Origin of the sequence: Gilliamella sp. Occ3-1 (assembly GCF_001690655.1) — a bacterium.
GTDB lineage: Bacteria > Pseudomonadota > Gammaproteobacteria > Enterobacterales > Orbaceae > Gilliamella > Gilliamella apicola_P.
This window is the reverse complement of the sequence record NZ_LZHQ01000030.1, coordinates 47,598-72,274: the sequence shown is the minus strand read 5'-3', so window position 1 is coordinate 72,274 and position 24,677 is coordinate 47,598. Positions and strand designations below refer to the sequence as shown.

Annotated in this window: 22 protein-coding genes; 11 read left to right on the top strand and 11 right to left on the bottom strand. The window is 34.7% G+C overall.

From position 1 onward, the window contains the following. Window positions 1–1,074 carry an HlyD family secretion protein gene (locus A9G43_RS09360; RefSeq protein ID WP_065608551.1) on the bottom strand — a complete coding sequence of 358 codons (1,074 nt, stop codon included), beginning with the start codon at window positions 1,072–1,074 and terminating at the stop codon, window positions 1–3. 266 nt (window positions 1,075–1,340) lie between these two features. Beyond that, the gene (locus A9G43_RS09355) at window positions 1,341–1,862 is read right to left on the bottom strand and encodes a DUF2867 domain-containing protein (RefSeq protein WP_065608549.1); all 522 of its coding nucleotides are present in this window, start codon (window positions 1,860–1,862) and stop codon (window positions 1,341–1,343) included. 266 nt (window positions 1,863–2,128) lie between these two features. Here A9G43_RS09355 and argE point away from each other — a divergent pair, with 266 nt between their 5' ends. Further along, window positions 2,129–3,286 carry an acetylornithine deacetylase gene (gene argE, locus A9G43_RS09350; protein ID WP_065608547.1) on the top strand — a complete coding sequence of 386 codons (1,158 nt, stop codon included), beginning with the start codon at window positions 2,129–2,131 and terminating at the stop codon, window positions 3,284–3,286. A gap of 58 nt (window positions 3,287–3,344) precedes the next feature. On the opposite strand, the gene rnz is transcribed toward argE, so the two are convergent. Both rnz and A9G43_RS09340 read right to left on the bottom strand, forming a co-directional pair. Further along, entirely contained in the window at window positions 3,345–4,262 is a 918-nt protein-coding gene (gene rnz / locus A9G43_RS09345; protein WP_065608545.1) for a ribonuclease Z, read from the bottom strand. A 6-nt stretch (window positions 4,263–4,268) separates the two neighbouring features. Next, window positions 4,269–4,496, bottom strand: a complete 228-nt coding sequence (locus tag A9G43_RS09340; protein ID WP_065608543.1) for a YccJ family protein — start codon at window positions 4,494–4,496, stop codon at window positions 4,269–4,271. Window positions 4,497–4,569: 73 nt separating this feature from the next. Between A9G43_RS09340 and yaaA the strand changes: the two genes are divergently transcribed. Together yaaA and A9G43_RS09330 are read left to right on the top strand one after the other, a co-directional pair. After that, window positions 4,570–5,343 carry a peroxide stress protein YaaA gene (gene yaaA / locus A9G43_RS09335; protein WP_065608540.1) on the top strand — a complete coding sequence of 258 codons (774 nt, stop codon included), beginning with the start codon at window positions 4,570–4,572 and terminating at the stop codon, window positions 5,341–5,343. 10 nt (window positions 5,344–5,353) lie between these two features. Further along, on the top strand, window positions 5,354–6,307 hold the full coding sequence (locus A9G43_RS09330; RefSeq protein ID WP_065608538.1) for an AEC family transporter: 954 nt from the start codon (window positions 5,354–5,356) through the stop codon (window positions 6,305–6,307). 13 nt (window positions 6,308–6,320) lie between these two features. On the opposite strand, the gene A9G43_RS09325 is transcribed toward A9G43_RS09330, so the two are convergent. From A9G43_RS09325 to nfi, 3 genes are all read right to left on the bottom strand, one after another. After that, the gene (locus tag A9G43_RS09325) at window positions 6,321–7,178 is read right to left on the bottom strand and encodes a carboxylate/amino acid/amine transporter (RefSeq protein WP_065608536.1); all 858 of its coding nucleotides are present in this window, start codon (window positions 7,176–7,178) and stop codon (window positions 6,321–6,323) included. 176 nt (window positions 7,179–7,354) lie between these two features. Further along, window positions 7,355–8,101: a tRNA1(Val) (adenine(37)-N6)-methyltransferase gene (locus A9G43_RS09320; RefSeq protein ID WP_065608534.1), complete on the bottom strand. Its 747-nt coding sequence runs from the start codon at window positions 8,099–8,101 to the stop codon at window positions 7,355–7,357. After that, on the bottom strand, window positions 8,091–8,756 hold the full coding sequence (gene nfi, locus A9G43_RS09315; protein WP_442903321.1) for a deoxyribonuclease V: 666 nt from the start codon (window positions 8,754–8,756) through the stop codon (window positions 8,091–8,093). Before nfi ends, A9G43_RS09320 begins: the two co-directional genes overlap by 11 nt. A gap of 59 nt (window positions 8,757–8,815) precedes the next feature. Here nfi and A9G43_RS09310 point away from each other — a divergent pair, with 59 nt between their 5' ends. The 3 genes from A9G43_RS09310 to A9G43_RS09300 all read left to right on the top strand — a co-directional run bounded on the left by A9G43_RS09310 (window position 8,816) and on the right by A9G43_RS09300 (window position 11,298). Further along, entirely contained in the window at window positions 8,816–9,397 is a 582-nt protein-coding gene (locus tag A9G43_RS09310) for an IMPACT family protein (protein WP_065608531.1), read from the top strand. Between the two features lie 631 nt (window positions 9,398–10,028). Beyond that, window positions 10,029–10,523, top strand: a complete 495-nt coding sequence (locus tag A9G43_RS09305; protein WP_065608529.1) for a GNAT family N-acetyltransferase — start codon at window positions 10,029–10,031, stop codon at window positions 10,521–10,523. 43 nt (window positions 10,524–10,566) lie between these two features. Further along, on the top strand, window positions 10,567–11,298 hold the full coding sequence (locus A9G43_RS09300) for a rhomboid family intramembrane serine protease (RefSeq protein ID WP_065608527.1): 732 nt from the start codon (window positions 10,567–10,569) through the stop codon (window positions 11,296–11,298). Window positions 11,299–11,352: 54 nt separating this feature from the next. On the opposite strand, the gene lolE is transcribed toward A9G43_RS09300, so the two are convergent. From lolE to lolC, 3 genes are read right to left on the bottom strand one after another with little or no spacing between them, the layout of a single operon-like run. After that, window positions 11,353–12,591 (bottom strand): lipoprotein-releasing ABC transporter permease subunit LolE, encoded by a 1,239-nt coding sequence (gene lolE, locus A9G43_RS09295; protein ID WP_065608525.1) that lies wholly within the window; start codon window positions 12,589–12,591, stop codon window positions 11,353–11,355. A gap of 12 nt (window positions 12,592–12,603) precedes the next feature. Continuing rightward, window positions 12,604–13,308: a lipoprotein-releasing ABC transporter ATP-binding protein LolD gene (lolD, locus tag A9G43_RS09290; RefSeq protein WP_065608523.1), complete on the bottom strand. Its 705-nt coding sequence runs from the start codon at window positions 13,306–13,308 to the stop codon at window positions 12,604–12,606. Next, window positions 13,301–14,503 carry a lipoprotein-releasing ABC transporter permease subunit LolC gene (gene lolC, locus A9G43_RS09285; protein WP_065608576.1) on the bottom strand — a complete coding sequence of 401 codons (1,203 nt, stop codon included), beginning with the start codon at window positions 14,501–14,503 and terminating at the stop codon, window positions 13,301–13,303. Before lolC ends, lolD begins: the two co-directional genes overlap by 8 nt. A gap of 158 nt (window positions 14,504–14,661) precedes the next feature. On the opposite strand from lolC, the gene mfd reads away from it, so the two are divergent. The 4 genes from mfd (at window position 14,662) to mmuM (ending at window position 21,861) form a co-directional block, all read left to right on the top strand. Next, complete coding sequence (mfd, locus tag A9G43_RS09280; RefSeq protein WP_065608521.1) at window positions 14,662–18,120, top strand: transcription-repair coupling factor; 3,459 nt, start codon at window positions 14,662–14,664, stop codon at window positions 18,118–18,120. A gap of 36 nt (window positions 18,121–18,156) precedes the next feature. Beyond that, window positions 18,157–19,440, top strand: a complete 1,284-nt coding sequence (locus A9G43_RS09275) for a YdgA family protein (protein ID WP_065608519.1) — start codon at window positions 18,157–18,159, stop codon at window positions 19,438–19,440. An 89-nt stretch (window positions 19,441–19,529) separates the two neighbouring features. Then, entirely contained in the window at window positions 19,530–20,933 is a 1,404-nt protein-coding gene (gene mmuP / locus A9G43_RS09270) for an S-methylmethionine permease (RefSeq protein WP_065608517.1), read from the top strand. Then, the gene (gene mmuM / locus A9G43_RS09265) at window positions 20,920–21,861 is read left to right on the top strand and encodes a homocysteine S-methyltransferase (protein ID WP_065608515.1); all 942 of its coding nucleotides are present in this window, start codon (window positions 20,920–20,922) and stop codon (window positions 21,859–21,861) included. Before mmuP ends, mmuM begins: the two co-directional genes overlap by 14 nt. 505 nt (window positions 21,862–22,366) lie before the next feature. Here the strand turns inward: mmuM and guaA are convergent. Beyond that, window positions 22,367–23,950: a glutamine-hydrolyzing GMP synthase gene (guaA, locus tag A9G43_RS09260; protein WP_065608514.1), complete on the bottom strand. Its 1,584-nt coding sequence runs from the start codon at window positions 23,948–23,950 to the stop codon at window positions 22,367–22,369. A 257-nt stretch (window positions 23,951–24,207) separates the two neighbouring features. On the opposite strand from guaA, the gene A9G43_RS09255 reads away from it, so the two are divergent. After that, window positions 24,208–24,639: a hypothetical protein gene (locus A9G43_RS09255; protein WP_065608512.1), complete on the top strand. Its 432-nt coding sequence runs from the start codon at window positions 24,208–24,210 to the stop codon at window positions 24,637–24,639. Window positions 24,640–24,677 lie beyond the last annotated feature (38 nt).

Below are 24,677 nucleotides of genomic sequence, written 5' to 3'. Positions count from 1 at the left end.
TTATTTTGTTGGACATTTTGCAATATCAGATAAGCCTGACGGCCACGAAGCTTTTGGATCAAGTTTTACCCAAGCTACACCTGGTAAACCTGTTTTAACTTGATTTATAAAACATTTTAATAATTCAGGGCTTAATTGCGCTTTTACTCTAAACATCAATTTCTGACGCTCATCTTTAGTTTCAACAGTTTTAGGCGTAAACTGCGCAACGCTTGATACAAACGATATTTTGGCAGAAATTGCTTTATCTGGTAGTGCATCTAAAATCAATCTCACTTCATCACCAATACCCACTTTACCTGCGACCTTTTCAGGTAAAAAGAATGTAAGATAAACATCATACAAATTAACTAAATTTAATACTTTTCCACCTGAAGGTAAAACTTCACCTAATTGTGCAATTCGGTATTGAATACGACCGTCAACAGGGGCATTTAAAGTACTATCATCAATATCAGCTTGAATTTTTCTAATATTAGCACTTGCAACATTTATTGCCGATGTGGCGCTATCAACACCCGCTTCGGCCACTGCAATCGCTGCGTCAGCGGCAGTAACTTGTGATTTGGCTGAATCTAGTGCTGCTTTAGCATTGTTTACTTTAGCAGTATCGTCATCAAATTGTTGAATAGATATTGCACCTTTTTGATATAGTGCGGTAGTTCGTTGTAGATGTTTTGAGGCGATATCTAAGTCACTTTCCTTTTGGCTTACACCTGCTTGCGCTGCGACTTTATCACTCATTTTTAATGCCACTTGCGCTTTAGCACTTGCTTCATTGCTAACCGCTTGGCGATATTGTGCTTGGGCTTCATTAAGCTGTGCTTGCAAGGTATCAGTTTGCATGACGACTAAAGCTTGACCGGCTTTAACAAAATCGCCCTCATCAACATTAATTTTTTCTATTCTACCGGCTAATTTAGCTGAAATATTGATTTCAGTCGCTTCAATACGTCCGTTGCCACTAATAAAATCTGAACCATACCCATCGGGTTTTAATTGCTGCCATAAAATAAAAATAATAGAAATAATAACAACTGTAATAACAATCCATTTCCTGCTTATGTTTTTCATATAACACCTTATTTTTAAAACAACTCATAATAATTTTTAACGAGATAACAAATCGTTATAGTCTATTTAATTGTATTGATTAAATAGTATCAAATGTTTATGGCAAATAATATCTGTTCATAAAACAATCGCAATAAAAGCTAAAAAATTAAGCTGGATGGTTTTATATTTTATTTATAGATTTGAAATTAATAACATCATTATATTATGCGATAAAGCTGATATGCTCATTGCAAATTGATAAGTCATTTATAATAAAAAACTTATTATTTTATATTTTCAAATAATTTATTAACAATATAAGGATGTAAAATAGCAACGGGTAACATATATAATTTCCCCCAGATATTGTGATTTTTAACTGATGCAATTAAATATACTGTATTTTTACTTATGTCATTACCTTTATCTACAACACGAATACAAACACAAACATCTAAATGGCTATCTTTTACAACTAATGTCAGTTTATCATCGGTTTCCTTTGTTATGGTAAAAAAATCGGCCATATTGCTTTCGTCTGGTTGATGCTTATTTTCCACAGAACTATCAAATCCATTAATCGCTTTGACACCGATTAATTTCACTAAACAATCCCTTATTTTAAAGAGTATTTTTAGCCATCTAGGTTGATAAGATGTCATCATTTTATAAGCTTCATAGGCTGTCAATTTTTTAGAAATATCTTTTTTTTGACAATCTAAATAATCGATTTCTTCTGCAATAAAGCTTACATTATCAGGTAATGTTTGCCGTACTTTTATAATATTGTTTTGTTTATTTTTCATATAATTATTCCCCTTCCACCTATTATATAAAATGCTTATCTAAAACATGAATAAAAATCATAAAAAACACCACATTCAACAAATTTAGTAATCAATTTAACTCATAATCAGCTAACTATGCATTAGTTAATGTACATATTGAATACTACCTGGATTAAAACATTAATTAAAACAACGTGGTTAGTTATATGCAAAAAATAATGTAAATGGTATGCTTATAACATTATTAAAAGTATATTTGCGATTTATCATTTAAAGGTGAATTTATGACGCTACCATCTTTTTTAACACTATATAATGAATTAATTTCAACACCTACAATTAGTAACGTTACTAACGAGGAATTAGATTATTCTAACAAACCGCTTATTGATAAATTAGCCAGTTGGTTTGAGGATTTAGGTTTTGCTATTGATATCCAAGCCATACCTAATACTCGTCATAAATATAATATGCTAGCTACTTATTCAAATAGCGAAAATAAAACCCAAGGTGGCTTATTGCTAAGTGGACACAGTGACACTGTTCCATTTGACGATGGGCAATGGAGTAAAGATCCCTTTAAATTAACGGAAGAAAATAATAAGTTATATGGACTTGGTACCGCTGATATGAAAGGTTTTTTTGCCTTTATTTTAGATGCGCTGCGTGATATTGATCTTAAAAAGTTAACTAAGCCCATTTATATCCTTGCCACCGCCGATGAAGAAACATCAATGGCTGGTGCCGCATTTTTTGCGAAGAATACTAAATTACAACCTGACTGTACTATTATTGGCGAACCAACATCGTTAATCCCCATCAGAGCACATAAAGGATTTATCTCTAATTCCATTAAAGTAATTGGTAAATCAGGGCATTCTAGCGATCCCGATAAAGGTATTAATGCTATCGAAGTGATGAATTTAGTCATTGAACGCTTGTTAGTACTAAAACAAAAATTTAAAGAACAATATCATAATGACGGGTTTAGCGTTCCTTACCCTACTTTAAATTTAGGTGTTATTCACGGGGGGGATGCGGCCAACCGTATTTGCGGTTGTTGTGAGCTAGTGATTGATATTCGTGTATTGCCCGATAACGATGTTGATTCACTTTATCATGCACTTTGTGAAGCACTGCAACCAGTTATGAATAAATATCCAAATCGAATTGCTATAGAATACGAAGTTGCCCCAATTCCAGGCTATGAGTGTAAAAAAGATCATCCAGCATTACAACATATTGAAAAATTAGTCGGTCATAGTGCGCAGACAGTCAACTACAGCACAGAGGCCCCTTACCTAAACCAAATTTCACCAACGATTGTATTAGGACCTGGTTCAATTGAACAAGCACACCAGCCCGATGAGTTTATTTCAATGGACTTTTTAAAACCAACTAAAATAGCAATAGAACAACTAATTAAGGGTTTTTGTCTTTAATCTGTTTTTTATTCGCCGATAAAATAACATCGGCCGAAATTTTATAAAATAAATCTAACTAAATGGAAAAAGTTGCAAAATCGGTAGCGATTTCAGTATTTGCAAAAACACTTTTTGCTTCATTAACTAACTTTTTATTGTTATTCAAATTATATCTTGGGCTTATATGAGTCATAATAAGTCTTTTAACATTAGCTTGTTTGGCAATCGTTGCCGCATGTACAGTGGTGGAATGACCACGTTCAATAGCCTTATCAACTAAAGCATGTTCTTGGGTTGCTTCATGAACAAGTAAATCAACATCATTAGCAAGATCAATTGAGGTTTGGCAAGGAATAGTATCACCTAAAATTGCTAATTTTCGGCCTTTTTTAATTTGAACTAAGTAATCTGTGCCATTAATTATTCGCCCATCATCAAGTGTAACTGTTTTACCATTTTTAAGATCGTCATAAAAAGGACCGGCCTGAATATTATCTTGCTTTAATTTATCGATATTAAGCTGAGCTGATAGATCCTTTTCGATAATACGATAACCAAAACACGGTACACGATGTTGTAATAATTTTGCTTTTACTTGAAACTGATTATCTTCAAAAACGGTACAATTTTCTTCAAGCTCAATGATGTTAAGAGGATAGGTTAACCAAGAATAACTAATTTCAATAACTGTTTCAATAAACTGCTTAATTCCTTTTGGCGCAATCAGCGTTAAAGGAGATTGGTTTTGCATTGAAGACCGAGATGCTAATACACCTGGTAGTCCAAACAGATGATCACCATGTAAGTGTGTTAAAAAAATGATCTCAAGTCTAGCAAGACTAAACTTGGCTTTTTGCATTTGCATCTGAGTTGCCTCACCACAATCAAAAAGCCAGAATTTACCGCGCTCTTGTCTCAGATCCAATAAAATACAGCTCACATTACGTTGTAATGTTGGGGAACCACCACTTGTTCCTAAAAAAGTCAAATTCATAAAGATTTAAACATTTTTACGTTCAATAGTCTGCTCACCCCAGAACAACTTATCCGCTTTGGTTTTAGAAAACGCAATTTTCAACACTTCATCACTACCTTCTGACCAAATTTGTTCGGCAAGTTTTTCATCATGGTTAGCTAGCTCAAAAATAGCTTCTGCAATTTCAATCGAGGTTTCACGAATAGAAGCCCAAGATTTAATATCATGTATTTCTTTTCTATCGATGTTCATTTTGCTACTCCTTTGAGTTAAATTAGATGTAAAATAAACCTTTTTACTGAAAAATACAATAGATTAAATATATATGATAACAATTATTTCACCTGCGAAAACTTTGGATTACCAATCTCCATTATTAACCCAAAATTACACACTTCCTCAATTTATTGACTCAACTAAAAGACTTATTCAAGATTGCAAAAAACTAAGTGTTGAGAATTTAGCTAACTTAATGTCTATTAGCAAAAAATTAGCCGAACTAAATTATGAGCGATTCAAAAATTGGCATAGTGATTTTAATCTTGAAAATGCAAGACAAGCTATACTTGCTTTTAAAGGTGATGTTTATGAAGGATTACATGTTGAAGATTTTACTGATAAAAATCTAAAGTTTGCACAATCCCATTTAAGAATATTATCAGGCCTTTATGGTATTTTAAGACCACTTGACCTAATTCAGCCTTATCGGTTAGAAATGGGGATCCGCTTAAAAAATGGTAGTAACACTAATCTTTATCAATTTTGGGGCGATAAATTAACAGAACACCTTAATAGTGAACTAGTCAAAACATCACATCGCACATTAATCAATTTAGCCTCAAACGAATATTTCAAAGCGATCAAACCAAAACAATTAAATGCAACTATAATTCAACCTATTTTTTTAGATCAAAGCAAAGATACTTATAAAGTTATCAGCTTTTATACAAAAAAAGCACGCGGACTAATGAGCCGATACATTATAAAAAATTGCATTGAAAAGAGTGACGATATTAAAAGTTTTAATCTAGAAGACTATCAATTTGATTCGAAACGATCAACTGACTTAGAATGGTACTTTATACGCAATCATCAATAAAATAATAACGATGGAATTTCTTACTACATTATGGGCACAGTTTTTATCTACTTTGCCTTTATTTATCTTAATTTTATTAGGATATTTAGCTGTTAAAATTGGTCGTTGGCAAAAAACAGTAACCGATAGCTTAACTAAATTTACTTTTTATATTGCATTCCCCATAATGCTGTTTCAGATTATGAGTCATTTTTCTGAACAGTCGCAAATCGATATAAAAGTGTTATTCGTCTTTTTTGGTGGATCATTTATCGTCTTTGCGTTTGGTTGTTTGGTTGCATCAAAATTATTTAAATTAACAGGTTCAGAAAGTACACTTTTTGCTATGGGTGGTATCTATACTAATACCGTCTTTGTTGGTATTCCCATCATCAAAATGCTACTTGGCGAGAAAGCAATCCCCATTGTAGCCATTATTGTTATATTTAACGCTCTGATTTTATGGACACTTGCTACCATATCAATTGAATTTGTTCAAATGGGTAAATTTTCTGGACGGAGCTTTATCAAAGCGTTAAAAAACGTATCAAAAAACCCTATTATTATTGGTATTTTTACTGGGATTGTGGTGAATTATATTGGATTACCTATGCCTAAATTTATCAATCAGTCAACAAAAATGGTCAGCGATATGACTGCACCACTCTCATTAATTGTGCTAGGTATGGGACTGGCTGAATATAAAATTCGCGACAAATTGCTTATTACGACCTCTATCTGTATTTTAAAATTAGCTGCATTGCCAATTGTTACTTACATTATGGGTAAACTATTAGGTTTACCAACTTTGGAATTACAGGTAGTGGTATTACTTAGTTCGGTTTCAATTGCAATAAATTGTTATATGATGGCAAGACAGTTTGAAGTGTTACAAGGACCTATTGCTTCAAGCTTACTAATATCAACGGCGCTGTCTTCTATTACAACGCCGTTAATTTTATCGATTATGACACATTTACCTTAACTGCTTATTGTGCTTAACTCAATGATCGATTTTTAACTTTGTAGTGTAGCAATAGTGCCAACACAATAACTACACTACCTAATATAAAGCGTAACCAGTCTAATGATTGATGCCAAATAACCACATTCACTAAAATCCCTGTTGGGATAACCACATTATTCATAATAGCCAAAGTGCCCGAATCAACTTTTGTCGCGCCAAAATTCCATAAAAAGTAACATACGCCAGAAGCAACTACGCCAAGCCAGATAATAATACTCCATTGTAAAATAGTTGTAGGTAATTTTGATGCATTGCCAAAAAGTAACCAACCTACTGTTGCCACAATTACCGCCCCCAAGTAAACCCAAGCAAAAGCCTGATGTTGAGGCATTGGATATATCTCCATAATTCTTTTATAACCGACCTGCCCTAAGGCAAAAACAATATTAGCCCCTTGAATTAATAAAAAGCCAATAATAAAGTTTGCACTAATATGATCATAACGAATAATAGCGGCACCAATAACTGCTATTATTGCCGTAAAAAGGTAACTCAATCTTAATGGATGACGTTGCAGTAAATCATAAATAACCGTGACATAAATAGGTGTAAAAATGGTAAACAACAGCACTTCAGGTACTGAAATATATTGGAAGGAATTATAATAAAAAAAGTACATAATTCCTAATTGACATGCTCCTACTCCCATCAAAAGCAACATCTGCTTAAAACAAATATTTTTAAAACGTAAAAATGGTGTAAAAGTAATAAAAGCAAATAACACTCGCATAACAACTGCAAACCAACTATCTACCTGCCCACTTAAATAAACCGCTATAAAACTAAACGAAAAAGACCAAATAATTGTTACAAAAATAAGATAAAACATATTTGATTAATCAAAAGATAATGGTAAATAAACAAACTATCGTATCAATTCACCTAAAATATGTAAACCTCAATTCCTAAGATGTAAAATTACACGCATTGTAAACAATTGTAGTTATCCTCTAAAGTGAGTGGCAGATCATATATTTAACATCTAATTATCCAATCATTTATGTATTATTTTCGAAATAGATAAAAGTCAGCTAATAATTTTCTGAAGTCTTGAGAATAACGCCCATCACCATCTCGCATACACAATTGCTGCTCATCAATCTTATTAGGCTGGATAAATGAAAAAGCCAATAATGATAACGAAAAGTCTTTATCTGCACTATATTTAACATTCATCACTTGGAATAAATATAACTGATTAGATTCACATAATAACCTAAACTGATTGGATAAATGATAAGGTAAAACTAAACAAAATTGCCCTTTCGGTTTTAGTAAGCGCTTAACTGTATCAATAAGCTGTTGAAAGTTCAAGCATTCGGTATAACGTGCCAACTGTCTTTGGGAATTGCGACAATCAACGGCTGATTCAAAATAAGGGGGATTGGTCACAATCAAATCATAGCCCACCACATAACTTGGCTGAAATTGATTAATATCAGCATTAATCACATTAATCGAAGTAAACCCAGCTTGCTGGCTATTTTGCTGACATTGTGTTACCGCCAGCATATCAATATCGATGGCATCAATTTGGCTGTTATCATGTCCTAACCGTTGAGCTAACATTAACGCAATTACACCACAACCACAGCCAATATCGAGTACCTTTTGCGGAGCCGAATCAATCGGAACCCAAGCCCCTAACAAACAACTATCGGTTGTTACCTTCATTGGACTTTTATCGTGCGCCACAAAAAAACGCTTAAAAGTAAAGCCTCCTTTTTTTAACGGTAATGAATTATTCTGCATAAATAAACCTCTTAAACAAAGGCTTGTTAGATGCTATCGCATCAGCCCAGCGAGTCGGTTCTGGCAAACGATAGCCCCGCAAGCATAAATTAACCCATTTTAAAGCACTATCTTGACTTACTCGGTGACCTGTTGAAATAAATAAAGGATTGCAATTATTTTTACTACATAAAACCCAACCAATCTGTTCTTGCTTGTCTTGTAAAGGTGTTACATTACCTGCTTGCTTAGGTAATATTTCGTATTGACCGCAAAGCCTTTTTTTAGCAACACCAATTGTTGGCATATCTAACAACAAACCTAAATGGCTTGCAATACCTAAACGCCGAGGATGAGCAACACCTTGCCCATCAACGAACAACAAATCTGGCTTCTGTGTTACCTGTTGCCAAGCGGCAAGTAGCGCAGGGTATTCCCGAAAAGACAAATAACCAGGAATATAAGGAAACCCTGTCTCAACCCGAGCAATATGATACTCAACAACCTCGAAGGTTGGATAGTGTAAAATGACGATTGCCGCTCGAGTAATATTGCCATTATCTTCAAAACCGACATCAGTACCACCAACGTAATTTATTGACGAATTAAAGTCATTATCGCATTTAACCTGCTTGGCTAACGCCTGTTGTGTTTGCATTAATTGTTCTAAATTGATAGACATTTTTATTCTGTTCAGTATCATTATTCCAATAGATTGATTTTATCAGAATTAGCATGCCATATACATTAGCAAATCCTACCGAGTTAACAGAAGAAATCAAAAAAAGTCGTTTTATTGTCAATGCAGCGCCAATCACATCAGCCGAACAAGCCACCGACTTTATTAACCAAATAAGCAATCCCAACGCCACCCACAACTGCTGGGCATGGAAGATTGGACAACAATACCGATTTAATGACGATGGCGAGCCCACTAGTACAGCAGGCCGCCCTATTCTTTCAGCTATTGAAGGACAAGATTGTGACCAAGTGGTTGTAGTGGTAACTCGTTACTTTGGTGGCATAAAATTGGGTACTGGAGGATTAATTCGTGCCTATGGCGGTTCGGCTAGCCACTGCTTGCAACAAGCTGAGCTAATTGAACTCATTGCCCGCATGACGCTACAATTTCACTGCTATTATAACGAATGGCCAATTATCGAAAATCGTCTAAAGGAACTTGATTCCATTGTTGAAAATCAAGAGTTTGATGCTGAAGGTGTAAAAGTAAGCGTCGCTATCACAAAAGACAAATTGCAACTTCTACAAAAAAACATTAGCGACATCACTCGTGGGCGAGTTATTATTGAATCATAAAAAACCTTGCGGTAACTCTTTGATTTTGTTGAAGTTTTTATATAGCAATGACCACTTACACAGCGGTGAACGTGGGCGAGCAGTCCAAAGCCCCGAGGGTCGTTTTCTAAACCACCTACACGGCGGTAAACTATACATCAAGGCGAAAAAGCAGAAACTCTCTTTTCTAAACCACCTACACGGCGGTAAACCCAATATTATGGCAACAGTTAGGTCATGGATATTTCTAAACCACCTACACGGCGGTAAACGGTTTTATGCTCTATTTAGTCATTCCTTTTTTTTTCTAAACCACCTACACGGCGGTAAACTAGAAGCCAATATACTATAACTCCATTTTGCAAAAGGCAAACAGGATTTTTTCTGTCAAAAACCCTTTTTTACAAGACGTTTTTAACTTTTTGTTTTTATTTTATTTTAATTTATTGTTAAAAAAAGGGTTAGCTAAATTTTATACTTTTAGGCAATTTTTAAATTGTATTTTCAAAAAATCCATCTAGTGAATTGATTTTATTTTAACTGTGAAATATTACTATACATTGTTTTTCTCACTATAAAAAATATGCTTTATTGCCAATAAACAATAATAAAATTACAATAATTTCACTTTAAACCACTTAAAGCAAAAAACATGATTACTTACCACGATGCTACATTAGAAGATTTACCATTTATTGTTGATGTTTATAATTCGACAATTGCTGGTCGCCAAGTTACTGCCGATACAGTGCCTGTTTCTGTTGAAAGTCGATTGGAATGGTTTTACCAACATACCCCTAAAAATCGCCCAATTTGGTTAATTAAATATCAAGATAGACCTTGTGGTTGGATTAGTTTATCTTCGTTTTATGGTCGCCCCGCTTTTTATAAAACCGTTGAGATTAGCTTATATCTTCATCAAGATTTTCGTGGTAAAAAAATTGGTCAATTTATGGTGGATAAAATCGAACAATTTGCTAAACAAGCAGGAATTGAGGCAATTTTTAGCTATGTGTTTCGACATAACTTACCTAGTGTTAATTTATTTAAAAAAATGCAGTATCAACAATGGGGGCTTCTTCCAAAAATTGCTGAATTAGATAATGTTCAGCGTGATTTAGTGATATTGGGTAAACGGTTTGATTAACTGGACTCTATCAATAAAATTTACCTATTCAAAAGGATTTTTAATGAGCACTTTTAATGATATTAAATATTACGCCAGTCAATCTAAAATCACAACAACGCTAGTAGTAATCAATATTCTGTGTTTTTTTGCATTTCGGCTTGTTGATAGCCGTGGGTTTTCGCCATTATATGAAAATCATTTTTTGATTGATTGGGGTGCCGATGTTGCGGAGTTAACTTTTTCTGGCCAATATTGGCGCATGTTTACTAATTTATTTATGCATGTCAGCTTTACTCATTTAGCTATGAATATGCTGGCATTATGGAGCATTGGTCTTATTTTAGAACAGCGCATTCCTTGCCTTGCTTTTGTTGGCATTTACTTTTTTTCAGGGCTAGTAGGAAGCTTATCAAGCGATATTGCCACCATCAATCAAAATGTGATTAGCTGTGGTGCCTCGGGTGCTATTTTGGGTATTATTACCGCATTGTTAGCTTATTGTTTGGTGTTTAAAACCAATATACAAGAAATGCCAGTTAAAGCAATGCTGGTGAGTTTAGTATTAACTGCTGGGTTAGGGTTATTGCCATCTATCGATAACATGGCGCATATCGGTGGTGCTTGCGCTGGTTTTGTGCTTGGTGGGGTTGTTTCGTTATGTATTAAAATGTTCAAGTACCCAAGTAAGTTAACTCTACTTATTATTGGTCTTGTATTTATTGTGACTGCATTGGGGATCTATGTGCAATATATGCACTATGCTTTGCCTAGTGGTTATTATGTCTATTATTAATAATAAAAAGGCGCTGATTATCATTAAACAGCGCCTTATTTATACAAAAGCTATTTAAAAGCTATTTAAAATCCGTGCAGGCTCAATCTTACAAGCACGTTTAGCTGGATAATAGCTAGCAATTAAGCTAAGTAACATGGCTGTTATAAACACTATCACCACATCAAACAGATGAATTTCGGAAGGTAAAAAATCGATAAAATAGATATTGCTATTTAAGATTTTATGCCCCATTAATGACTCAATAAAGCCCATGATGTTAGAAAGTTGCCATGACAGTATTACACCTAAAATAACTCCAATTAAACTGCCAATTAACCCTGAAATCACTCCATACCATATAAAAATATGTTTGATTAAACGATTAGTTGCGCCTAGGGTCTTTAATATGGCAATATCACGCTGTTTATCTTTTACGGCAATGACTAAAGTGGATACAATATTAAAACAAGCTACGCCAATGACCACAATCATGGCCAGATACATGATTTGCCTAATCATTTGAATATCACGATACATAAAGCCAAACGTTTGTTCCCAGCTATAAAATAACAGATCTTCGTCAAGCCCTAATGCTGCTTGACCAATAATGTTATTGGATTGATAAACGTCTTTTACATTTACCATAACGCCTGTAACGCTATCGCCCATATTTAGTAATTTCTGCGCATCTGTTAATGGAATTATTGCCATGTTATTACTCAAGCTGCCACTTAATTCTAAAATCCCTACTACTTGCAAACGGACTCTTTTAGGTGGTTTGAGTTGATTTGGACTACTCGAAACAGGAATTAATAAAGAAACCCATCCTCCTTCACTCATTGATAAATTTTTAGCAAGCCCAGCACCAATAATAATTTGTTGACTATCGGGCTTAAAATCTTGCCATTTTTTATTCAGTACATAATTCGGTAGTGAACTAAATTGCATTTCTTGTTCAGGGTCAAGACCTTGTACTTGTACTGCACCAAGCTTACTACCGTTTTCAATCAATCCAGTAAAATTAACAAATGGCAAGGCTGATACAATATTATTATTGTTTTTAAGTTCTTGTTGAACGTGTTGCCAATTATCTAAATTGCCGTATTTTGGATAGAATTGTCCATGTGGCACTACCGATAACACTCGATTGTGTAATTCACGTTCAAAGCCATTCATGGCACTTAAACCAATAATTAATGCCGCAATACCAATAGCAATGCTGAGTGTTGAGATAATCGAAATTAACGACACCATACCACTTTTACGACGCCCTTTTCGAAATTTTATGGCGGTAATTAAAGATAAATTCATATTAATTATCCATTAATTGTTATCTGATGATGCGCTATCAGAAAGTTGACCATCTCTCATCACCATTTGTTTATCAAGTTTATTGGCAAGCTCAAGATCATGTGTAACAACCAAAAACGCGGTTCCGTGTTCACGATTTAATTTAATCAGTAGCTCAAAAATAGAATCGGCTGTTGATTTATCAAGGTTACCCGTTGGCTCATCAGCCATTACTAAAGCGGGGTTATTAATTAATGCACGCCCTATTGCCACTCGTTGGCGTTCTCCGCCAGACAGCTCGGAAGGGCGATGATTTGCTCGTTTGACTAAATTAACCGACTCTAGCATTGCCATAGCCCGTTTTTTAGCTTCGTTGGGTAAAACGCCTCCAATTAATAGTGGCATCGCTACATTTTCAAGCGCTGTAAAGTCAGGCAATAGGTGGTGAAATTGATAAACAAAACCAATTTCTTGATTGCGTAGACGTGCCTTTTCTTGTTCAGATAATTGATTTAACTGATGTGATTTAAAAATAATTTCGCCAGATGTGGGATTATCTAAGCCACCAAGCAAATGCAGTAAAGTGCTTTTACCTGATCCTGAACTACCTATAATGGCGAGTAATGATTTTGAATAAATATCAAACGAGACATTTTTTAAAACCTCAGTCACCATTTTGCCTTCGTTATAAGTTTTATAAAGATTTTTGGCACTTAGTAATATTTGTGAATTATTCATAACGTAAAGCCTCGGCAGGTTGAATATTAGCTGCACGATATGCAGGATAAAGAGTTGAAATTAGCGATAACATAAGCAATCCAATAATAATTAAAATAATTTGCGATGGTTCAACCAATGAAGGTAGCAAGATACCAGCTAAAGATAAACCTAACAATTGCATGATTTCGTTTAAGTTAATAGCAAGTAACAGTCCTAAGGCGCTACCTAATAACGTGCCAATTATTCCTGAACTTGCACCTTGAATAATAAAAATTAACATAATTTTAAAGCGAGACAGACCTTGTGTTTTTAAAATAGCGACTTCGCCTTGCTTTTCCATCACCAACAAGCTTAATGAAGTAATAATGTTAAAAGCCGCAACAATCACAATCAGACTAATGAGTAATCCCATGACATTTTTTTCCATTTTAATGGCTTGAAATAATTCACCTCGTTTAGCTCGCCAATCTTTAAATACTAATCCTTGAGGTAATGGGGTGTTAGTTATCGAGGCAATATCCAGTGGTTTATCTAAAAATAGACGCCAACTGCTAATCATATTAGGAGGATAACGTAATAAGTTTTTAGCGTCAGATTGATTGACATAAATAAGCGTTTGATTGATATCGTGGTTAACCGTAAACAGTCCTACAATATTAAATAAACGTTGGGAAGGTATACGCCCAACTGGGGTAATTTGACTTGCATCTGTTACCATTAAACGTATTTTATCGCCAACGGTTACACCTAATTGATTAGCTAACGTTTGCCCTATGATAACATTGTACTGCCCTGCTTGAAGATCTAAGAGCGATCCACTATAAATATAATCATTAATAGGATCATCATCTTCTGGATTAATGCCCATTAGTGTGCTTACAGTGATACTTTGCTCACTTTGCAAAACCACATCACTCGACACCAAAGAACTAATACGATTAACACCTTGAATCTGATTAAATTGCTCACGAGTAATGACCTTAGGATCTATCCTACCTTGTGGTGTTGTGATCTGGGCTTGAGGTAAAAACTTTAAAATACTACTTTGCATCTGATCTTCAAGGCCGTTCATGACTGATAAGACCACAATTAGACCAATTGAACCTAACATAATCCCAATCATCGACAACCATGATGCAAAGCGACCAAACCCATCCGTTTTTTGCCCGTATACATAGCGCAAACCAATAAAAAATACTAATGGACGAAATATTCTTGACATAAACGTATATATTACCTGAAACTTTTTTACAAAGTTTTGCTAGTTAAATGCAAGGTGCTTATCATACAGGATTAAACAGTTATAGAAAACAACCTCATACTTACGTTATAATCTGACAATAAATTTTCAGCTACATCAACGAACTCATCATGTCTAAAACAGTTAATATTTCAAACTTAATTCCTCAAAAATCAGGAGAAGTAAAGCAAATTGGGCAGCTAGTTGGCTCTTCCTTATCACAATTTTGCGCTCAAGCTATAGATGTACATGAAGGTATAGTTGTGATTGTCACTGATGATATGCAACAAACCTCGCGCATTCATGAAGAACTAAAGCAGTTTACATCCTTCCCTTCTATTATCTTTCCAGATTGGGAAACATTGCCTTATGACAGTTTTTCTCCTCATCAAGATATCGTATCAGAACGCTTATCTTGCCTTTATCATCTTGGACATTTAACCAAAGGGGCGTTAATTTTACCCATTAATACCTTAATGCAAAAAGTCTGTCCACAAAGTTATTTGGATGGACATGTTTTTATGATGAAAAAAGGCTTACAAATTAACCGAGAACATTTACGTCTTAAACTTGAAAATGCTGGCTATCGTTCAGTCAGCCAAGTTATGGAGCATGGCGAATATGCTACTCGTGGAGCGCTTTTTGATATCTACCCCATGGGCAGTGATAAGCCTTATCGCATCGATTTCTTTGATGATGAAATCGACAGTATCCGTACTTTTGATGTCGAAACTCAACGTACCTTTGATGAAATTGCTGAAATACAATTGCTACCAGCCCATGAGTTTCCTTTTGATAAAACAGCTATTGAGTTGTTTCGTAGTCAATGGCGAGAACAATTTGAGGTTAGATTAGACTCAGAAAGCATCTATCAACAAGTTAGTAAAAATATTTTGCCAACCGGTATTGAATATTGGCAAGCACTGTTTTTTAACGAACCTTTAACACCTCTATTCTCTTATTTTTTAGCAAATAGCTTAATTATCAATACAGTTAATATTGAGCAATATGCTAATAAATATTGGCAAGATATTACCCAACGTTATGAAAGCCGCAAAGTCGATCCTATGCGACCATTACTTGCACCAAATGTTATTTGGTCTAAAACTGACGAGATTTTTGCCAATTTCAAAAACTACCCAAGAATGGTTTTATCGCATGCAATAACGACAGAATCAAATAAAAACGTTAATTTGCCTTATGTAGCATTACCTAATATTGCTATTGAGATCCAACAAAAAGATCCTTATTTGCAATTTCAAAAATTTGTTGAAAATTTTGCAGGAACAATCATCTTTTCGGTTGAATCAGAAGGACGCAAAGAGGCTTTACAAGAAATTCTTGGACGAATTCGTATTCATCCCACTACTATCGATTTACTTGATGAACGAAAAAATAGTGATAGCCGATTTTATTTAATTGTTGGAGCTAGTGAACAAGGCTTTATCAATCAGCAAGATAATTTTGCCTTTATTACTGAAAATGAGCTATTAGGACGGCGATTAGTTCGTCGCAAAAAAGAAAATAAACAAGCTATCAATACTGATTCACTTATTCGTAGTTTAGCTGAGCTAACACCCGGCAAACCCGTTGTCCATTTAGAACATGGCGTTGGTCGATATGCAGGACTTACCACATTAGAAACAGGGGGGATTACGGCTGAATATCTTATTCTATTATATGCCAATGACACCAAGCTTTATGTTCCTGTTTCATCATTAAATCTAATTAGCCGTTATTCTGGTGGCGATGAAGAAAACGCACCATTGAATAAATTAGGTACTGATGCTTGGAGTAAAGCACGGCAAAAAGCGGCCGAAAAAGTACGAGATGTTGCTGCTGAATTACTCGATATTTACGCTGAACGTGAAAGTAAACCTGGGTTTGAATTTAAACAAGACCGAGAGCAGTATGAACTATTTTGCCAAGGGTTTCCTTATCAAGAAACTGATGATCAACAAAATGCTATTGGAGCAGTAATTGGCGATATGTGCTCTCCTTATGCCATGGATAGATTAGTCTGTGGTGATGTTGGATTTGGTAAAACAGAAGTAGCGATCCGCGCTGCTTTTTTAGCCGTTATTAATCATAAACAAACAGCAGTTTTAGTTCCTACAACTTTACTTGCAGAACAACATTACGAAAGCTTTTGTAATCGCTTTGCAAACTGGCCAATTCGCATAGAAAGCCTGTCTCGATTCAAAACCGCCAAACAACAAAAAAGTATTATAGAAGCTCTTGGTGAAGGCAAAATTGATATTGTAATTGGCACACATAAATTGTTACAAGAAGATATCAAATGGAAAGATTTAGGCTTGTTGATTGTTGATGAAGAACATCGTTTTGGCGTCCGCCAAAAAGAACGAATTAAAGCAATGCGAGCAAACATTGATATTCTAACACTAACCGCAACGCCAATTCCAAGAACCCTCAACATGGCAATGAGTGGTATGCGCGATCTCTCTATTATTGCGACCCCTCCAGCTCGCCGATTAGCAGTGAAAACCTTTGTTAGAGAATATGATGATCTCGTGATTAGAGAAGCTATTTTGCGTGAAATTTTACGTGGTGGTCAGATTTATTACTTACACAATGATATTTCTGATATCGAAAAAGTAAGCGAAAAACTGGCAGAGCTGGTGCCCGAAGCTCGAATTACCATTGGTCATGGGCAAATGCATGAACGCGACTTAGAGCGCGTAATGAATGACTTTCATCATCAACGTTTTCACATACTTGTTTGTACAACCATTGTTGAAACTGGTATCGACATTCCTAATGCCAATACCATTATCATTGATCGTGCCGATAAATTTGGTTTAGCCCAGTTACATCAGCTCAGAGGACGAGTTGGACGTTCTTATCATCAGGCTTACGCTTATCTATTAACCCCACATCCTAAATTACTCACTAAAGATGCCAAAAAACGCCTAGAAGCAATTGCCTCACTTGAAGATTTAGGAGCAGGTTTTGCTCTAGCCACACACGATCTTGAAATTCGAGGTGCTGGTGAGTTATTAGGCAGCGATCAAAGCGGTCAAATAGAGACGATTGGCTTTAACCTTTATATTGAGCTACTTGATGAGGCCGTCAAATCACTAAAAGAAGGCAAAGAGCCAACACTTGAATCATTACTCAATAATCAACAAACAGAAATTGAGTTACGCTTACCAACACTTATTCCTGATGATTTTATTCCCGATGTTAATACACGTTTATCACTATATAAACGTATTGCGAGTATCACCGATCTTATCGAACTCACCGATATTCAAGTTGAAATGCGAGATCGTTTTGGTAAATTGCCCGATGCAGTGCTTTTTTTACTAGAAACCACAAAAATCCGTTATCACGCAATCCAATTAGGCATTACTAAGATCGAGTTTGGTGAAAAAGGCGGTTATATTGAATTTGGTAGTAATAATAAGGTGTCAGTCGATTACTTAATTGAAATAATTCAAAAAGAACCAAAAAATTATCGCTTAGAAAGTTCAAATCGATTAAAATTACAAAAATCAGAATTGCAACGAATCGATCGTATTGAATATATCAAAAATTTGTTGTCTGACTTTACAAATCATCAAGAATGATAATCTAAAATAGAACAAATAACTAAGAGAACTATAATGAAAAAAAACACACTTGCTATAGGAATAGTTGCCGTATTAGGAATGGCATATGTAGGTACGTCATGGTACACCGGCAACATGATCGAAAATAATATCGATAACCAATTGATACAAATTACAAACAAAATTAATCAAACTCAAGACGATTTTAAGTTTAATATTATAAAGAGTAATTATGAAAAAAATATCTTTTCAACTAAATTGCATTTAACCGTTACAGCGTCACTTCAAAACGCTATAGGTGAAGATGCGCAACCAAAAACCGTATTTGATGATGATATTACCATTCATCATGGTCCTTTCCCTATAGCCTCGCTCGCCAAAGGAAGTTTTGCGCCACAAATGGCTTGGTTAGAATACGAAATGAGTCAACAAAATAATCCGATACTTTGGAAACTAGCTGGCAATCAGCCTTTTATTACCGGACATGCAGGTGTAAGTTATGGCGAATATATCACCGTAAAATTAGCAAGCAAAGCGATAAAAGCTACTCAAGACGAAATTCCAGCCTTTGATGGTATATTGGAGCTTGGTGAGGGGCATTATACAATAAATAGCCATACTACTGGTTCTGATATTTCAACTAAAGTTGAAGTTGATAAAATTTCATTTACCTATCCTACATCTTTTAAGTCAAAATCTGTTTCAGTTGTTATTAATAAACTCGTTATGGACCAAAAAAACATCTTAAATGACGTCACCAACACTATCGATGGTTCATTTTTAAGTAGTGTTGACTCAATTATTTATGGTCAACAAAATTTGGGTAATGGCTCGATAGATATTGATTTTAAGGGACTTGATAAGCATCTATTCACTAATCAATTGGGAATAGGTTATCCTGACTCAGATGATACAGAACAAAAGCACTATATTAATTTTTCATTAAATAAATTGAATTGGCACAATCCTGCAGGCGATATTAATCTTAACTTAATGTTTGATATGTCCGATATTGGTACTACAGCTATTGATGAGGCTGATTATGACAAAATCAACACATTAAAATTAAAACTTGAAGCACCATTTGACGTATTAGCTCATATGTCCACACAAATCGAAAACCCTAACTCTAGTGAGATAACACCTGAACAAATTGCTAAAGCAAACCAAAACCTACAAATGATGTCAGCCTTTTTCATAAGTAATTTCCAATTTTTGACTTCAAGCAATGGTGAAACCAAAGGTATCTATTCTGATATAAGCCTAACCAAAGATAGTGATGAAGTTAACGTAAATGGTAAAAAAGTAACAAAAGAAGAATTCTTTGAACAATTATAATTAGCTAATTTATTATTCAAACTAACCTATTTAGTTCCGCCACTAATTTTGGCGGAATTTTATTATTTTTAACTTAAGCAAAAAAATTTATGAATACAAATTCATCATCCACAACAGAAAACCAATTTAAAAGAACCATGAAAACCCGTCATTTAATTATGTTATCACTGGGTGGCGTTATTGGCACAGGTTTATTTTTTAATACTGGTTATATTATTGCTACTGCTGGGGCTATTGGCGCTATTATTGCTTATTTAATTGGTGCATTAGTTGTTTATTTAGTGATGTTGTGCCTAGGCGAACTGGCTGTCGCTATGCCTGAAACGGGTGCATTTCACACTTATGCTTCTCGCTTTATTAGTCCTAGCACTGGTTATACCGTTGCTTGGCTGTATTGGTTAACTTGGACAGTGGCACTTGGTTCAAGTCTAACCGCAGCTGGCTTAAGTATGCAGTATTGGTTCCCTACTGTTTCGGTCTGGATTTGGTGTTTAATTTTTTGTATCGTAATCTTTGCATTAAACATTATAACCGCTCAATTCTTTGCCGAAAGTGAATTTTGGTTTTCAATCATTAAAGTCATCACTATTATTATTTTTATTGTTGCTGGAACTGCTGCTATCTTTGGTTTTGTTCCTATCAAAAATGACATGCCAGCACCTTTTTTACACAATATTACCGATAATGGCTGGTTTCCTAATGGTATAACACCAATTATCATGACGATGGTTTCAGTTAATTTTGCCTTTTCTGGTACGGAGTTAATTGGTATTGCTGCGGGCGAAACCCATAATCCTGAAAAATCGATTCCACTTGCCATTAAAACAACTATTTTAAGATTGATTCTCTTTTTTATTGGAACAATTATAGTGTTAGCCGCTCTACTACCTATGGATCAAGCTGGCGTTATTACTAGTCCATTTGTAATGGTATTTGAAAATATCGGTATTCCATATGCTGCTGATATATTTAATTTTGTTATTGTAACCGCTATTTTATCAGCCGCTAATTCAGGACTTTATGCCTCTGGGCGTATGATGTGGTCGTTGTCTAATCAAGGTACACTACCAAAGTGCTTTGCTAAATTAACCAATAAAGGTATTCCAATGATCGCTATTGCAATGAGTATGCTTGGCGGATTGTTAGCGTTATTTTCAAGCGTGATAGCTCCTGATACTGTATTTGTAGCATTAACCGCTATTTCTGGCTTCGCCGTGGTGGCAGTTTGGTTAAGTATTTGCATTTCACATTACTTTTTTAGAAAGCAACTATCTGAAAATCAAAAAAATACCTTAAAATATAAAGCACCATTTTACCCTTTTGTGCCAATTTTAGGGTTTATTCTGTGTTTGATTGCTTGCATTGGTTTAGCATTCGATCCAGAACAACGCATTGCGCTTTATTGCGGTATTCCTTTTGTAATTGTCTGTTTTATTGTGCATCACTTTACCCAATCTTATCAAAAACGAGCAGTAAAAAATGACAAGTTATAATCCAATTATCGTATTATTAAAGCAAAAAAATTACATTATTATCGATGGAGCACTAGCGAGCGAACTGCAGCGTCGGGGATATGATCTTAATGATAGTTTATGGTCGGCAAAAGTGTTAATCGAAAAACCCGAACTAATCTACCAAGTTCACTATGACTATTTTAAAGCTGGGGCCGATTGTGCTATCACCGCCAGCTATCAAGCTACCCCCTTAGGGTTTGAAAAGAAAGCAATTACGTTTGATAAATCTATCAAATTAATTAAAAAAAGCGTTGAACTCGCACAACAAGCTAAACAGCAGTATTTGAATGAAACAAAGCAAAATAAAATGTTACTGATTGCTGGGTCAGTTGGTCCCTATGGTGCATATCTTGCTAATGGGTCAGAATATACTGGCGACTATCAACTAACTGAAGCTGAATTTATTGATTTTCACCGTGATCGCATTCAAGCCTTGATTGATGCCCAAGTTGATATCCTTGCTTGTGAAACTTTACCTTCTTTTGCTGAAATTAAAGCGTTAGTTAAATTGATACAGCAGTTTCCAACTATTAATACATGGTTTTCGTTTACATTAAAAGATACCCAGCATCTTAGCGATGGTACACCATTATCACAAGTAATGGATTATTTAAAAAACTTTGATCAAATTGTAAGCCTTGGTATTAACTGCATAGCTTTAGAAAGTGTTACTCCAGCATTAGAGGTACTAAATAAGCTTACAACCAAACCATTAATTGTTTATCCAAATTCAGGTGAACAATATGATCCAACAACCAAACAGTGGCACAAAAACCATCTACATGATTGCACCTTCAAAAATCAACTACCAACTTGGACTAAATTAGGCGCAAAATTAATTGGCGGTTGTTGCCAAACAACTCCGAATGATATTAAAGAGATTGTAAGATTATTAAAGAATTATTAATTTTATTGTGATTGGATTTTGAGGATAAAAGAAAATTGTGATTTTGCTATAATATCCAAGCAAGCTTCTATAATTATTTCCTAAAATTGTACAGCAAAAAGTAGAAAATTTTCTATGATAAAAGTTAAAGAGGATTTGAATACAAAAAATAACAGACCACCAACACCTAAACAAGCCGGCTAAATATCATGGTTATCTACTAAAAATACGAGATGGTAATGACTGAAGTTACTGGAAAACCTTACCTACAGGGAAAAATCACATGATGTATTCAAGCAATTGCTCTAAAAACGGAAAAAATTAATCATCAACCGACATCTCACTAAATCACAATTAGATACTGCTATGCCCAAATTAATCACTAAACGGTATAAACTCCTAAATATTTTTTACAACTATATTTGATAGTTAATTAGATTGTTGGAGTTTTCTAGTATTTATAAAATAAAAACAGCTTTTTTGATGCTGTTTTTTAATTTATAAACTATATTTTAAGAATAGTTATCTACTCCCACTCTATAGTAGCTGGTGGTTTTCCGCTTATATCATATACGACACGAGAAATACCATTGACTTCGTTGATAATTCGATTTGAAACTCGTCCTAGGAAGTCATAAGGTAACTGAGCCCAATGAGCCGTCATAAAGTCGATGGTTTCAACTGCACGCAAGGATACAACCCAATCATATTTACGACCATCCCCCATTACACCTACTGAACGAACAGGTAAGAACACAGTAAAGGCTTGACTTACTTTGTGGTATAGATCAGCTTTATAAAGTTCTTCAATAAAAATAGCATCAGCTTGACGTAACAAGTCGCAATACTCTTTTTTAACCTCACCAAGTACACGTACGCCAAGACCTGGACCAGGGAATGGATGACGGTAAAGCATGTCATAAGGTAAACCAAGTTCTAAACCAACTTTACGGACTTCATCTTTAAATAATTCGCGCAGTGGCTCAACTAAGCCCATTTTCATATCTTCTGGTAATCCGCCTACATTATGGTGTGATTTAATTACATGGGCTTTGCCAGTATCAGCAGCAGCTGATTCAATAACATCTGGATAGATAGTACCTTGAGCTAACCATTTTACATCTTTTAATTTTGCCGCCTCTTCATCAAATACAGCAACAAATTCACGCCCGATAATTTTACGTTTTGCTTCAGGATCTGCTTCACCTTTTAGTGCAGCTAAAAAGCGGTCTTCAGCATTTACAGCTATGATATTTAAGCCAAATTTATTACCAAACATATCCATAACTTGTTGAGCTTCGTTCAAGCGTAACAAACCATGATCAACAAATACACAAGTTAATTGATCTCCGATAGCTTGGTGTAATAACAATGCTGTAACAGAAGAATCAACCCCTCCTGATAAGCCAAGTAATACTTTGTCATTGCCAACCTGTTCTTTAATTCTAGCAATAGCATCGGTAATAATTGAAGATGGTGTCCAAAGTTTTTCGCAGTGACAAATATCAATCACAAAACGTTGCAATAACTCGAAACCTTTTACAGTATGAGTTACTTCTGGATGAAATTGAACGCCATAAAATTGTTTTTCGTCATTAGCCATAATAGCAAATGAGCAAGTTTCAGTACGCCCAATCAGTGTGAAACTATCAGGCAATGCTGTTACTTTATCACCGTGGCTCATCCAAACATCAAGTTGATTAACGCCTTGTTCACTTGCGCTATCAAAAATACCATCAGTTAATTTTGACGATCCAACAAGATCCACTTTAGCATAACCAAATTCACGTTGGTTAGAACCAGTGACTTGACCGCCCTTACCAACTTGAATTGCCATAGTCTGCATGCCATAACAAATACCCAAAACAGGTACGCCAGCATTAAAAACATACTCGGGAGCACGAGGACTATTAGCATCGGTGGTACTTTCAGGACCACCTGATAAAATAATACCCTTAGGATTAAATTGTTTGATTTTCTCTTCTGATACATCCCACGGCCACAGTTCACAATACACACCAATTTCACGAATTCGGCGAGCGATTAACTGGGTAACTTGAGAACCAAAATCAAGGATCAATATGCGTTGTTGGTGGATGTCTTTTTTCATCAATTTTATTCCTAAACTATAAACTATTACAAAATTAGGATGCTATTGTATCATTTACCGATTAAATTGAGAGCATTAATTAAAAACAACTATAAATATTTTATATTATTAATAATTTTGGAATCATGTTATTACAAAATTCAATAAAATGATCATCAAATTAACCTTGTAATAAGTCAACAGATCAAAGAATTGAATTTTCTTTACTTAATTAATAAGTAAACTTGCAATAAATAAACTTATTAAAAGGAGACGTTATGAATACCATTTCAATTTCTTTCATATTACCAACCAAAGCTAAACCAACTCAAATTTGGCAATACTATACTGAGCTTAATTTAAGAAAATTATGGGAAACTGATCTTGAAGACTTTCGTATATTTGGTGACTTAAAAACAGGGGCTAAAGGTATTTTCAAATTACAAAATATACCAGAAATGAAAGTGACTTTATCAAAGATTATTGATGAGCAAGAATTTACAGAACAATTTGATATGCCTGAAATAGGTTTACTGTTTTTCTCACATCAAATTATGGAAATATCACATAATCAATATGCATTAAAATCAGAAATTTCTCTAAAACCAGATCTAAAAATGGATACGAAAGCATCCTATGATTTTATAAAACAGATTTCAGATGATATTATTGATAAAACTTACAAATTAAATGGCTTAGTTGAAGGGTAAATTATGACAAAGAACAATAAGTTTTTGACTCAATTCCG

Coding starts and splice junctions, on each gene's coding strand:
- lolD (WP_065608523.1), bottom strand. CDS start 13,308: ATGAATAATTCACAAATATTACTAAGTGCCAAAAATCTTTATAAAACT.
- A9G43_RS09300 (WP_065608527.1), top strand. CDS start 10,567: ATGAGCACTTTTAATGATATTAAATATTACGCCAGTCAATCTAAAATC.
- A9G43_RS09340 (WP_065608543.1), bottom strand. CDS start 4,496: ATGAACATCGATAGAAAAGAAATACATGATATTAAATCTTGGGCTTCT.
- rnz (WP_065608545.1), bottom strand. CDS start 4,262: ATGAATTTGACTTTTTTAGGAACAAGTGGTGGTTCCCCAACATTACAA.
- A9G43_RS09325 (WP_065608536.1), bottom strand. CDS start 7,178: ATGTTTTATCTTATTTTTGTAACAATTATTTGGTCTTTTTCGTTTAGT.
- mfd (WP_065608521.1), top strand. CDS start 14,662: ATGTCTAAAACAGTTAATATTTCAAACTTAATTCCTCAAAAATCAGGA.
- mmuP (WP_065608517.1), top strand. CDS start 19,530: ATGAATACAAATTCATCATCCACAACAGAAAACCAATTTAAAAGAACC.
- A9G43_RS09305 (WP_065608529.1), top strand. CDS start 10,029: ATGATTACTTACCACGATGCTACATTAGAAGATTTACCATTTATTGTT.
- A9G43_RS09310 (WP_065608531.1), top strand. CDS start 8,816: ATGCCATATACATTAGCAAATCCTACCGAGTTAACAGAAGAAATCAAA.
- mmuM (WP_065608515.1), top strand. CDS start 20,920: ATGACAAGTTATAATCCAATTATCGTATTATTAAAGCAAAAAAATTAC.
- A9G43_RS09275 (WP_065608519.1), top strand. CDS start 18,157: ATGAAAAAAAACACACTTGCTATAGGAATAGTTGCCGTATTAGGAATG.
- A9G43_RS09330 (WP_065608538.1), top strand. CDS start 5,354: ATGGAATTTCTTACTACATTATGGGCACAGTTTTTATCTACTTTGCCT.
- argE (WP_065608547.1), top strand. CDS start 2,129: ATGACGCTACCATCTTTTTTAACACTATATAATGAATTAATTTCAACA.
- A9G43_RS09360 (WP_065608551.1), bottom strand. CDS start 1,074: ATGAAAAACATAAGCAGGAAATGGATTGTTATTACAGTTGTTATTATT.
- A9G43_RS09255 (WP_065608512.1), top strand. CDS start 24,208: ATGAATACCATTTCAATTTCTTTCATATTACCAACCAAAGCTAAACCA.
- A9G43_RS09320 (WP_065608534.1), bottom strand. CDS start 8,101: ATGCAGAATAATTCATTACCGTTAAAAAAAGGAGGCTTTACTTTTAAG.
- A9G43_RS09355 (WP_065608549.1), bottom strand. CDS start 1,862: ATGAAAAATAAACAAAACAATATTATAAAAGTACGGCAAACATTACCT.
- guaA (WP_065608514.1), bottom strand. CDS start 23,950: ATGAAAAAAGACATCCACCAACAACGCATATTGATCCTTGATTTTGGT.
- lolE (WP_065608525.1), bottom strand. CDS start 12,591: ATGAATTTATCTTTAATTACCGCCATAAAATTTCGAAAAGGGCGTCGT.
- yaaA (WP_065608540.1), top strand. CDS start 4,570: ATGATAACAATTATTTCACCTGCGAAAACTTTGGATTACCAATCTCCA.